The organism is Pseudomonas sp. XP2 (genome assembly GCF_053557975.1).
This window is the reverse complement of sequence record NZ_JBNRIK010000019.1, coordinates 83,553-95,718: the sequence shown is the minus strand read 5'-3', so window position 1 is coordinate 95,718 and position 12,166 is coordinate 83,553. Positions and strand designations below refer to the sequence as shown.

Sequence of the window (12,166 nt, the reverse complement as noted above, 5' to 3'; positions counted from 1 at the left end):
CATCAGCGATTGGCGAAGTACATCGTCACTTCAAAGCCGATGCGCAGGTCGGTAAAGGCGGGTTTATTCCACATGGGCAGTCCTCTTGTTGTGCCGGGGGAGTCCGGTAGATGCATTAATACACGGGGGGCGCCAGGGCCGAATGCTACTTTGGAAGGAACTTGCGGGGTGCGTTGGTAGGGGATTTTGTTTCCTGTGCCGGCCTCTTCGCGGGCATGCCCGCGAAAAGGCCGCGACGCGGTCTAGAAAAAGCCCAGCGGGTTGATGTCGTAGCTTACCAACAGGTTCTTGGTCTGCTGGTAGTGATCGAGCATCATCTTGTGGGTTTCACGGCCCACGCCAGACTTCTTGTAGCCGCCAAACGCTGCATGCGCCGGGTACAGGTGGTAGCAGTTGGTCCACACGCGGCCGGCCTTGATGCCGCGCCCCATGCGGTAGGCGCGGTTGATGTCGCGGGTCCACAGGCCGGCGCCCAGGCCAAACTCGGTGTCGTTGGCAATTGCCAGCGCTTCGGCTTCGTCCTTGAAGGTGGTCACGCCCACCACCGGGCCGAAGATTTCTTCCTGGAACACACGCATCTTGTTGTTGCCTTTGAGCAGGGTCGGCTGGATGTAGTAACCGCTGCCCAGGTCGCCCTGCAGCTGCTCGGCACCGCCGCCGGCGAGCAGCTGCGCGCCTTCCTCCTTGGCAATCTGCAGATAGGACAGAATCTTGTCGTATTGCTGCTCCGAGGCCTGGGCACCCACCATGGTTTCGGTGTCCAGCGGGTTGCCCCGCGTTATCTTGGCGATCTTTTTCATCACCTCGGCCATGAATGGCTGGTAGATCGATTCCTGGATCAGCGCCCGGGACGGGCAGGTGCACACTTCGCCCTGGTTGAAGAACGCCAGCACCAGGCCCTCGGCGGCCTTCTCGATGAACGCGGGCTCGGCCTGCATGATGTCTTCGAAGAAGATGTTCGGCGACTTGCCGCCCAGTTCGACGGTGGACGGGATGATGTTCTCGGCCGCGCACTTCATGATGTGCGACCCCACAGGCGTAGAGCCGGTAAAGGCGATCTTGGCGATGCGCTTGCTGGTGGCCAGCGCTTCGCCGGCCTCACGGCCGAAGCCCTGCACGATGTTCAACACGCCCGCCGGCAGCAGGTCGGCGACCAGCTCGGCAAAAATGGTGATCGACAGAGGCGTCTGCTCGGCAGGCTTGAGCACCACACAGTTGCCGGCGGCCAGGGCCGGGGCAAGCTTCCAGGCAGCCATCAGCAGCGGGAAGTTCCAGGGGATGATCTGCCCGACCACACCCAGCGGCTCATGGATGTGATAAGCCACGGTGCCCTCGTTGATTTCGGCCGCGCCGCCCTCCTGGGCTCGGATGCAACCGGCAAAATAGCGGAAGTGGTCCGCTGCCAGCGGCACGTCGGCATTGAGCGTTTCGCGCACCGCCTTGCCGTTGTCCCAGCTTTCGGTGACGGCCAGCACTTCCAGGTTCTGTTCGATACGGTCGGCAATCTTCAGCAGCACCAGGGCGCGGTCTTGCACCGAGGTCTTGCCCCAGGCTTCGGCGGCTGCGTGCGCGGCGTCCAGGGCGCGGTCGACGTCCTGGGCAGTGGAACGCGGGAACTCGGCAATCGGCTGGCCATTGACCGGCGAGCTGTTGGTGAAGTACTGGCCAGCCAACGGCTGCACGAACTCGCCATTGATGAAGTTGCCATAACGTGGCTTGAAGGACACGACGGCGCCTGGGGTTCCGGGTTGTGCGTAGATCATGCTGAGCCTCTGCGGGTCGATGCCTGTCCCACGACAGGCGATGGACCGATGGTAAAAAGCCCCGCGTGCCAGGCGAATGCATCGTTGGCAGCGGGGCTCTCGTCATTTGGTAGTAGGGCCGCTTGCCTCAGGCCACTGCTCTACGGCTTGGCGCTTGCCGTTTGCTGCAGCTGCCTGGGCAGCTTGAAGGTCCAGAGCATGCCGCCTTGGTTGAAGTCCTTGACCCGCTTGGCCACTTCGCCCCCCCACAGCGGTACCGCGCCCCCCCAGCCAGAGACCACCGACACGTATTGCTCGCCGTCCATTTCCCAGGTCACGGGCGAACCGAGCACGCCGGAGCCCGTCTGGAATTCCCAGACCTTGTCGCCGGTCTTGGCGTTGAAGGCCTGCAGGAAGCCTTCCGGCGTGCCGGTGAACACCAGGTTGCCCTTGGTGGTCAGCACCCCGCCCCACAGCGGCGCGTAGTTCTTGTGCCGCCACACTTCCTTGCCACTGATCGGGTCGATGGCACGCAGTACGCCGATATAGTCTTCGTTGAGCGGCTTGATGGTGAAGCCGGCGCCGAGGAACGCTGCGCCTTTCTTGTAGGCAATGCCTTCGTTCCAGATGTCCATGCCCCACTCGTTGGAAGGCACGTAGAACAGCCCGGTGTCCTTGTTGTAGGCCATCGGCATCCAGTTCTTGGCGCCGAGGAAGGCCGGGGCGACGAACACCGAACTGCCCTTGGCTTCGCTGCCGGGTGCGCCTGGGCGGCTGGCGTCGTTGTAGATCGGCCGGCCATCCTTGTCCAGGCCGGTGGCCCAGGTGATCTTGTCGACGAAGGGGAAGCCGCGAATGAACTTGCCGTTGGTGCGGTCCAGCACGTAGAAGAAACCGTTGCGGTCGGCCGTGGCGGCAGCCTTGACCTCCTTGCCGCCGTCCTTGTAGTTGAACGAAATCAGTTCGTTGACGCCGTCGAAGTCCCAGCCGTCATGCGGCGTGCTCTGGAAGTGCCACTTGATGGTGCCGTCGTCAGGGTTCAGCGCCAGGCGCGACGAGGAATACAGGTTGTCACCGGGGCGCAGGTGCGAGTTCCACGGTGCCGGGTTGCCGGTGCCGAACAGGATCAGGTTGGTTTCCGGGTCGTAGTAACCGCCCAGCCAGGGCGCAGCGCCGCCGGTTTTCCACAAATCGCCGGGCCAGGTCTTGCCCGCCTCGCCGCCTGAAATACCGTTTTCGATTGCCTTGCCGTCCTTGTACACATAGCCCATGTGCCCTTCGACGGTGGGGCGCATCCACAGCAGCTCGCCGTTCTCGGGGTTGTAGGCCTGGATCTTGCCCACCACGCCGAACTCGCCACCGGCAACGCCGGTGATCAGCTTGCCGTTGACGATCATGGGCGCGGCGCTGATGGAATAGCCTTCCTTGTGGTCGGCCACCTTCTTGCTCCACACCACCTTGCCGGTGTCCTTGTTCAGGGCGACCAGTTTGGCGTCCAGGGTGCCGAAGAACACCAGGTCACCGTACAGCGCCACGCCGCGGTTGATCACGTCGCAGCAAGGGCGGATGTCATCCGGCAGGCGTGCATCGTATTGCCACAGTTTTTTGCCAGTGCGGGCATCCACGGCGAACACCCGCGAGTAGGAACCGGTCAGGTACATCACCCCGTCCTTGATGAGCGGCTGTGCCTGCTGGCCGCGCTGCTTCTCACCGCCGAAGGAGAATGCCCAGACCGGCCGCAGCTCCTTGACGTTGTTGGCATTGAGCATGTCCAGCGGGCTGTAGCGCTGGCCCTGGACGCCCAGGCCATTGGTCACGATCTGCTGCGGGTTCTTCGGGTCCTGGAGGATTTCTTCATTGCTGACAGCGGCGTGAGCCGCGCCGGCAAGCAGCATGGCGCTGAGCACCAGGCTCACGGCAAACAAGGGGCGACGCGGGGATCGGGTCATGACGGCTACCTTTGGTTTTTTTGTTGTGCCCGGGAAAATTTCCCGGTGTGCCGGGAATTCTTGGTCCCGACCCGGTTGCCAACAATTACCCGCAGTGCGGAGTTTTCTAGTTCCTTGGTACGGGGCCGCATCCCCTCGACTTGCGCTCCTGCAGGGGAATGCGTCAGGGGTTGGCGTCGACGCGCTGCAGTTGTTGGCGTTCGTAGCGGGGATACAGATGGCTGACACTGCGAATCAGCTCATAACGGGTCAGGTTGATCCCGGCAAAGCGTTCGGGGATGGGGCTGCGGATCATCTCGGCCATGTCGTCGCCACGCGCCGCGCCGTCGCGCATCAACCCATCCAGCCAGCCCAGGTAATCACGCATCTGTGCAAACGGCCGGGCATCGCTGGCCAGCGGCCCGTGGCCGGGCACAAGCTGCTTCCAGGGCAAGGCTTGCAGGGTGTCCAAGTCCTTTTGCCACACCTGAAGCCCCGGGCTGTTGGGGGTGGTCAGGGCACGCTCGTAGAACACCAGATCGCCCGCGAACAGCACGCCGGTCTTCTCATCCAGAATGGCCAGGTCGGCGCCGGTATGCCCGCTCAACTCCAGCAACCGCAGGCGGTGCCCGCCCACCTCGTGGATACCAGGCTGCAGCACCCGGGTCGGCAGCACCACTTCGGTGCCGCGCATCCAGTCGCCGACCAGCCGGTACATGTTCTCGGCCATGGCCTCGCCCTGCTGACGCAGCAAGTCGCCGGTACCGGCCAAAGCGCCGACAGGTACATCGGCAAACGCCTGGTTACCCAGTACATGGTCAGGGTGATGATGAGTCAGCAGCACTTCAAGCACCGGCTTGTCGGTGGTGGCTGCAATGGCCTGGCGCAACGCTTCGCCGTAGCGTTTGGACGGCCCGCTGTCGATCACCACCACGCCGCTGTCGGTGACGATGAACGCGGTATTGACGATATTGCCGCCATTGGCCTTGGCGAAGTTGTCGGTGCTGCCCTCCAGCAACCAGGTGCCCTCGGCGATCTGCCGAGGCGTGAGACGGTAGTCCAGGTCTGCCCAGGCCGGTAGCCCCAGGCATAGCAGCAACAGCATCATCCAACGCATGAAGGGTGCCTCTGGTCAGGGGTAAAGTGCGGCAGCGCGGTCAGGGCACCGCCGCCTCGAACTGGTTGCCGCTGTTGTCCTGCAACAGCAGCCGGGTCGGCCCGGCACCCTGGATATCGAAGCCCAGGTTGGGGTTTTCGCTGACCGCCGGGTACAGCTCGAGGCTGGCCAGGCGCTGGCCGTTCGCGTCCAGCAACTCGGCATGGTTGAGGAAGAACTCGGGAATACCGCTGACCAGGCCATTGTCCATCGGGTGGGCCACCTGCAGGCGCAAGCGGCTGCTGTCGCCACGCGGGTAGCGCCCGCCCAGCACCTCTCCGAGGTGGTCTTCCCAACCGGGTTGGGTGCGCACCACGCTGGGCGCGGTACATCCGCCACCGGCGGCATCGATCAGGGTTGAGCCGACGTGCCACAGGCCATCGCGTGTCAGCACGGCGGCGCGCAGCGGGGTGGCCTGTTCGATACGGATACGGATCGACAACCAGGGCAACACGCGCTCGCCGGGCTGAAAGTCGACAATGCGCGGCAGCGGGTTGAGTTCGGCCCAGGCAATTATCCGCACCACCTCGCCAGCGAATGCCCGGGCGTCGATCTCCAGCGGCACCTGCCTTGCGTCCTCGGCAAAGGGCGGCGCCAGCAGCTTTACGCGCTCATCGAAGACGAACGCGGCCTGGCCCAGCAGCTGCTTGTGGTAGAAGTCCCACATCACCGAGGGCACCGGGTCCGTCTGGGGGGCTGGGGTGGCAGCTTGGGCTGCACAAGGCATCCAGCAGGCCAGCAGGAAAGTCGCTCGCCAGTTCATGGCCTGCTCCTGATTGAACAACACATAAGCCACTGATTCAGCGAGGCCCTGTGGGAGCGGGCAAGCCCGCGAACACCGGCGAAGCCGGTGCCAGACACCGCGTTGCATTCTTCGCGGGCATGCCCGCTCCCACAGGGAAGGTGTGTGCCCCGCTATTGATACATCTCCGGGACCTCGTAGCGCAGGCCGTAAGCGGCATACATGGCCTTGAGCCGGCCATCGCGGATCATCGCCTCAAGGGCTTCCTCCACGGCATAGGCCAACTGCCGGTTGCTTTCGTGCACGGCCATGCCGATTTCCCAGGCCTGCTTGCCCAGGTTGGGGTAGGCGTTTTCCGCGAGGGCCAGTTGCGGTTCGGCAGCTTGGTGCAGCTGCCAGTCAACTTCGCCGCGCATCGCCATCACCGCGTCCACCTGGCCGGCCTGCATGGCGCTGAACGCCTGCTGCACGCCGGGGTAGTGGTGGGTGTTGGCACTGAGCATGCCGTTGAACACCGAAGTCAGGTAGAACGACGGCACGCTGTCCACCTCGACCCCGATCGGGTGCTGCTGGAACACCGCCACACTGGCCACCGCCGTCAGGCGGCGCTGGTCGTAGGCAACTTGCCAGCGCTCTTGCTGATAAGGGCCGAACATCACCACCTGAGCGTTTTCCAGCTCGCCCAGATCGTTGCGCTTTTGCGCGTAGGCCTGGTCGTAAGGCACACGCATCATCAGGTCGGCCAGCTGTTGGTGGCGCAGCGGGCTGCCGCGCCAGATGTAGTCACGCAGGTCGTCATCGAGCTTTTCCCCGGGCGGTGCCCAGATCAGTTGCAAACGTACCCCCAAGGCCGAGGCCAACGCCTGCGCCAGTTCCACATCGACGCCGCGGGGCTTGCCGTGGTCTTCGAAACTGTAAGGTGGGAAATCCTTGTACACCGCCACTTTCAGCTCACCGGCGGCGATGATCGCGTCGTAGTTGCGCACCTGCGCCTGGGCCGTCGCGCACCACAGCAGCAGGCTACAAAACAGCACGGCAAACAGACGCATGGCCGTCACTCCTCGACGTGCACGCTGTCCAGGTAGGTGCGCACCGCCCACAGGGCTTCCTGGCTGAGGTAGTCGGCCATCTTCGGCATGTACACACGGCCATCGCGAACCGCGCCATGGCGTACCCGTTCGACAAACCATTCATCCCCGGCGTCACCGGCATCGAGCATGCGCAGGTCTGGGGCAATACCGCCGGACTTGGCCTCCAGGCCATGGCAGGCAGCGCAGTTCTGGTTGTAGGCCGAGGCGCCGATTTCCACGGCCTTGTCGTGCTCGGGCGAGCTGCGGTAAGGGTTTACTGCAGCCCACCCGTCGCCGTCCAGGCTTACGCCGGCGTCCTTGATCGGGGTCAGGCCCTTGGTCTCCACCGCCTGGGGCACCACGTTGCCATGAGCCCAGGCCGTACCGGTCAGCACCGCTGCGGCCAGCAGCCCTGCAGCAAGCAACACATTGCGTTTTGTTGTCATTGTTATGCCCTCACCATTGCACGCAAAGCCTCAACCACAGAGGCCGTGCCGCCATCTTAGAAACAGCCTGCGGACGCTCGAATGCTGCTTTGGTGGCCGGGCCTTACTCCCTTGGTAGTAGGGCTTGTGGCGAAGGGCCAATTGAGGTGCCGTTCGGGAAGTCTTCCCGGCAAGGGCGGGACTTTTTCCGTATCCCGCGACAGCGCCCCCGCCCCACCCTGTGCAGGCCAAAACCTCCACTGGGAACTGCAACCATGACAATAAGATCGCTACCCGCCCCTTCCCCCCTGGCCCTGAGCGTGCGCGTCCTGCTACTGGCCGGTAGCCTGGCCCTGGGCAATGTGGCAACAGCGGCCACCGCACCTGCTGCACCTGCCGGCAAAAGCGTCACCTGGGAAGACATCGCCAACGACCACCTGACCACCCAGGACGTGCTGCAGTACGGCATGGGCACCAATGCCCAGCGCTGGAGCCCGCTGGCCCAGGTCAATGACCAGAACGTGTTCAAGCTGACCCCGGCCTGGTCTTATTCCTTCGGCGACGAAAAGCAGCGCGGCCAGGAATCCCAGGCCATCGTCAGCGACGGCGTGGTCTACGTCACGGGCTCGTACTCGCGGGTATTTGCCCTCGATGCCAAGACCGGCAAACGCCTGTGGACCTACAACCACCGCCTGCCCGACAACATTCGCCCGTGCTGCGACGTGGTCAACCGCGGGGCGGCAATCTACGGCGACAAGATCTACTTCGGCACCCTGGACGCGCGGCTCATCGCCCTCGACAAAAACACCGGCAAGGTGGTGTGGAACAAGAAGTTCGGCGACCACAGCGCCGGCTACACCATGACCGGCGCCCCGGTGCTGATCAAAGACAAGACCAGCGGCAAGGTGCTGTTGATTCACGGCAGCTCCGGCGACGAGTTCGGCGTGGTCGGCCAGCTGTTCGCCCGCGACCCGGACACTGGCGAAGAGGTATGGATGCGGCCCTTCGTCGAAGGCCACATGGGCCGCCTGAACGGCAAGGACAGCACCCCGACCGGCGACGTCAAGGCGCCGTCCTGGCCAGACGACCCGACCACCGAAACCGGCAAGGTCGAAGCCTGGAGCCACGGCGGCGGCGCCCCTTGGCAAAGCGCCAGTTTTGATGCCGAGACCAACACCATCATCGTTGGCGCTGGCAACCCCGGCCCCTGGAACACCTGGGCGCGCACCTCCAAGGATGGCAACCCCCACGACTACGACAGCCTCTACACCTCAGGCCAGGTCGGTGTCGACCCCAGCACCGGCGAGGTGAAGTGGTTCTACCAGCACACGCCAAACGATGCCTGGGACTTCTCCGGCAACAACGAGCTGGTGCTGTTCGACTACAAGGACAAGGACGGCAAGGTGGTCAAGGCCACCGGGCACGCCGACCGCAACGGCTTCTTCTACGTGGTGGACCGCAACAACGGCAAGCTGCAGAACGCCTTCCCCTTCGTCGACAACATCACCTGGGCCAGCCATATCGACCTGAAGACCGGGCGCCCGGTGGAAAACCCCGGCCAACGCCCGGCCAAACCGCTGCCCGGTGAAACCAAGGGCAAGCCGGTGGAAGTCTCGCCGCCGTTCCTGGGTGGCAAAAACTGGAACCCCATGGCCTACAGCCAGGACACCGGCCTGTTCTACATCCCGGGCAACCAGTGGAAAGAGGAATACTGGACCGAGGAAGTGAACTACAAGAAGGGCTCGGCTTACCTGGGCATGGGCTTCCGTATCAAGCGCATGTACGACGACCATGTCGGCACCCTGCGGGCAATGGACCCCACCACCGGCAAACTGGTGTGGGAGCACAAGGAGCACCTGCCGCTGTGGGCGGGCGTACTGGCAACCAAGGGCAACCTGGTATTCACCGGCACTGGCGACGGCTTCTTCAAGGCCTTCGACGCCAAGACGGGCAAGGAGCTGTGGAAGTTCCAGACCGGCAGCGGCATCGTCTCGCCGCCCATCACCTGGGAGCAGGACGGCGAGCAGTACATCGGCGTGACCGTGGGCTACGGCGGCGCGGTGCCGCTGTGGGGCGGCGACATGGCCGAGCTGACCAAGCCGGTGGCTCAGGGCGGCTCGTTCTGGGTGTTCAAGATCCCGAGCTGGGACAACAAGACTGCGCAGCGTTGACTGCCTGAGGTAAAGCGTTATGGGGCCGCGTTGCGGCCCCATAACGCTTATCCCGAATGCATTCAGGTCCGCCCCACAACTGCCCTGTTCCAACTGAGAGCCTTTCACCATGAACTACCTGCCATTTGCCTTGCTGTTGGTACTGTCCCCTGCCTTGGCCGTGAGCGCCGACGACGATGGCAACGATGCCCCGTTGACCATCAACGGCTGCGTCATTGCCGAAGCCAGCCAATGCCCGGGGGCCAACCTGCGCGGTGCCAACCTGGCCAACCAGGACCTGCGCAAGATGAACCTGGCCGGCGCCGACCTGCGTGATGCCGACCTGCGCCATGCCCGGCTCGACCTGGCCAACCTGGAAAAAGCCCGCCTGCAGGGCGCCAACCTGACCCGTGCCAGCCTGCAACAGAGCAACCTGCGTGTGGCGGACCTGAGCAACAGCAAGCTGGTGGCCATTCAGGGCTGGGGCTTGTTCGCCCAAGGGGCACAGTTTGAAAAGGCCGACCTCAGTGCTGCCTTCTTGCAGTTCGCCAGGTTGTCCGGGGCGAAGCTGCAGCAGGCCAACTTGCAGGCGGCGGACCTGGAGATGGCCTGGCTGAGCAAGGCTGATCTGCAAGGGGCCAACCTCAGCGATGCCAACCTGCAGGAGGCCAAGTTTGGCCAGAGCAACCTGGCGCGTGCGGATTTGCGCGGGGCGCGGCAGCATTACGGGAACTTCCAGGAGGCCAACATGGAGGGGTGCAAGGGATGCCCGGATACATGGGACAAATGAGTTCAGTTAGCAGGGGCCGCTTTGCGGCCCATCGCGACACAAGGCCGCTCCCACAATGACCGCGTATATACCAACTGCTGTGTGTACGCGGTCATTGTGGGAGCGGCCTTGTGTCGCGATGGGCTGCGAAGCAGCCCCAGCAAGCGCAGCTGACACACCTCACCCCGCCACCCGCACCACCCCCAGGTTGATGCCCAGGTGCACCAGCTCGGCATGCGAACTGACCTGCAACTTGCTCTTGAGCAAGGTCAAATGATTGGACACAGTCTTGGCGCTGATGCATAGCTGCTCGGCAATCACCCGCATCGGCGTACCTTTGGCCAGCATCGTGAAAATCTCCAGTTCACGCTGGGTCATGCGCTGCAAGCGGGGGTCACTGCTGCCTTGCTGTGACGTGCACGCCAACTGCGTAGCCAAGGGCTGTTCGATGTAGGCATGCCCGGCCAACACCCGCTGCACCGCCTCGATCAACACCTGGGGCGCCGAGTTCTTGGTCAGGTAGCCCGAAGCCCCCGCCTCCAGCGCCTGGCGCACCAGCGGCAGCTCGTCGTGCATGCTGAAAAACAGCACCCGCAGCTGAGGCAGGCGCTGGCGCAGGCGGCGGGTGGTTTCCAGGCCGCTGATACCGGGCAGGCCGAAGTCCATGACCACCAGGTTCGGCACTTGCTCCTGCACACGGGTCAAGGCCTCTTCTCCACTGGCCGCCTCTCGTACCTGCATCGCCGGCAACACCGTCCGCAGCAGGCTGGCATAGCCCTGGCGGACCACGGCATGGTCATCGACCAACAGGATATTCATCACACCTCCTTGGGAATGTTCAGGGCCAGTGCCCAGCCGCTACCCGGCCGGCTCAAGATGCGCAGCTCCCCGCCAAGGCTACGGGCGCGTTCGGCCATCGAGTGCAGGCCTACCCCTGGGCGCTGGGGCGGGTGCGCCCCGCGGCCATTGTCGCGAATGAACAGGCGCAAACCCTTGGCACTGCGCTGCAGGCGCACCCGCACCTGGCTTGCGCCGGCATGCCGAGCGACGTTGGTCAGTGCCTCTTGCAGCAAGCGGTACAAGTGCGTTCTGCTCGCCCCGGGGAGCGCCGGCAAGTGCTCGCCAACCCGCAGCCGGCATTCGATACCCTGGCTGGCCTGCCACTGGCTCACCAGCAGGCCGAAAGCCTCGGCCAGCGGCATGTAGTGCAGCGCCACCGGGTACAGGTTGTGCACCAGCGCGCGAAAGCCTTGCTGGAGGCGCTCGCAATTGAGTTCGAGGTCGTGCGCCGTCTGTGTCACCACCGCAGGCTGCTCAGCCACCATACGCAACAGACAGAGCTGGGCACGAATACCGGCCAGGTATTGCCCAAGGTCGTCGTGCAGGGTCTGCGCCAGCTGGGTGCGCTCTTGCTCCTGCGCCGCCAGCAGGGCCTGGGTCAGTCGGGCGTTGTCGGCCCGAGCCTGCTCCAGCGTTGCGGTCATGTGGTTGAAGTAGGTAGCCAGCTGGCGTGCCTCCGGCAGGCCAGCCTCGCGCAAGCGCGCAGTCAACTGCCCGCCCGAAACCTGACGCAAGGCGCACAGCAGTTCATCCAGCAGGCCCATGGCCCGCCGTACCGCCCAGCGGATGGTCAGCAGGCTCAACAGCCAGGCCACGCCACACAAACCCAGCAGTTGCTGCAGGGAGTCCCAGACTTCATCGATCTCATCCCGTGGATCGACAGCAATCAACACCCGGCGCCCGTCATTCAGGTCCAGCAGCCGGCGGCTGCTGTGGCGCTCGTCAAACAGCTGGCGGCCCAACCAGGCATCCAGGCCACTCCGCGCCGGTAGCCGCAGCGCTTCACCCGCCGCTAGCCAGTGCACCCGCACATGGCGCAGGCTCTGGGTCAGCCGGGGTTGCAGGCTTGCCGGGTCGCGTTCGGCAGTGTCACCGAGGTACGCCACCACCGCTTCGGCAGACTGCAATTCACGCTCGACATCCGCCACCGCCTGGTGCAACAGCGCGCCGGCACAGGCCAGCGTCACCAGGGCGAAACAGCACGTGACCCACAGGTTGATCCGCCACAGGGCCGACAGGTTGACAAGGCGCACAGGCGATTCTCCTCGGGGCGTTGTGGCCCATCGTAAAACCGCAACAGCCGCGCCGAATTACTACCTTGGTACCGGCCTGGCGCTACTTTCT

General features: G+C 64.2%; 11 protein-coding genes. 2 read left to right on the top strand and 9 right to left on the bottom strand.

All coding sequences use genetic code 11. From position 1 onward, the window contains the following. Positions 1–2 precede the first annotated feature (2 nt). From pqqA to pedF, 7 genes are all read right to left on the bottom strand, one after another. A complete protein-coding gene (gene pqqA / locus ACK1VC_RS19760; protein ID WP_010455123.1) occupies positions 3–74 on the bottom strand; it encodes a pyrroloquinoline quinone precursor peptide PqqA in 72 nt (23 codons plus the stop codon). Between the two features lie 168 nt (positions 75–242). Further along, positions 243–1,763, bottom strand: coding sequence for an acetaldehyde dehydrogenase ExaC (exaC, locus tag ACK1VC_RS19755; protein ID WP_096425952.1), 1,521 nt, complete (start codon positions 1,761–1,763; stop codon positions 243–245). A gap of 140 nt (positions 1,764–1,903) precedes the next feature. Next, the gene (gene pedH, locus ACK1VC_RS19750) at positions 1,904–3,691 is read right to left on the bottom strand and encodes a PQQ-dependent alcohol dehydrogenase PedH (protein ID WP_016486187.1); all 1,788 of its coding nucleotides are present in this window, start codon (positions 3,689–3,691) and stop codon (positions 1,904–1,906) included. Between the two features lie 163 nt (positions 3,692–3,854). Beyond that, complete coding sequence (locus ACK1VC_RS19745) at positions 3,855–4,787, bottom strand: quinoprotein relay system zinc metallohydrolase 1 (RefSeq protein ID WP_016486186.1); 933 nt, start codon at positions 4,785–4,787, stop codon at positions 3,855–3,857. A gap of 40 nt (positions 4,788–4,827) precedes the next feature. Continuing rightward, positions 4,828–5,589, bottom strand: a complete 762-nt coding sequence (locus ACK1VC_RS19740; protein WP_095114908.1) for a quinoprotein dehydrogenase-associated SoxYZ-like carrier — start codon at positions 5,587–5,589, stop codon at positions 4,828–4,830. Between the two features lie 152 nt (positions 5,590–5,741). Continuing rightward, positions 5,742–6,617: a substrate-binding periplasmic protein gene (locus ACK1VC_RS19735; protein WP_191087525.1), complete on the bottom strand. Its 876-nt coding sequence runs from the start codon at positions 6,615–6,617 to the stop codon at positions 5,742–5,744. Between the two features lie 5 nt (positions 6,618–6,622). Next, positions 6,623–7,084, bottom strand: coding sequence for a cytochrome c-550 PedF (pedF, locus tag ACK1VC_RS19730; RefSeq protein ID WP_016486183.1), 462 nt, complete (start codon positions 7,082–7,084; stop codon positions 6,623–6,625). A 254-nt stretch (positions 7,085–7,338) separates the two neighbouring features. On the opposite strand from pedF, the gene exaA reads away from it, so the two are divergent. Beyond that, the gene (gene exaA, locus ACK1VC_RS19725) at positions 7,339–9,234 is read left to right on the top strand and encodes a quinoprotein ethanol dehydrogenase (RefSeq protein WP_191087524.1); all 1,896 of its coding nucleotides are present in this window, start codon (positions 7,339–7,341) and stop codon (positions 9,232–9,234) included. 109 nt (positions 9,235–9,343) lie between these two features. Continuing rightward, positions 9,344–10,003: a pentapeptide repeat-containing protein gene (locus tag ACK1VC_RS19720; protein WP_016486181.1), complete on the top strand. Its 660-nt coding sequence runs from the start codon at positions 9,344–9,346 to the stop codon at positions 10,001–10,003. A 159-nt stretch (positions 10,004–10,162) separates the two neighbouring features. Here the strand turns inward: ACK1VC_RS19720 and ACK1VC_RS19715 are convergent, their stop codons facing one another. Next, on the bottom strand, positions 10,163–10,801 hold the full coding sequence (locus ACK1VC_RS19715; RefSeq protein WP_023046938.1) for a response regulator: 639 nt from the start codon (positions 10,799–10,801) through the stop codon (positions 10,163–10,165). Further along, entirely contained in the window at positions 10,801–12,075 is a 1,275-nt protein-coding gene (locus ACK1VC_RS19710) for a sensor histidine kinase (RefSeq protein ID WP_191087523.1), read from the bottom strand. Before ACK1VC_RS19710 ends, ACK1VC_RS19715 begins: the two co-directional genes overlap by 1 nt. Between the last annotated feature and the right edge of the window lie 91 nt (positions 12,076–12,166).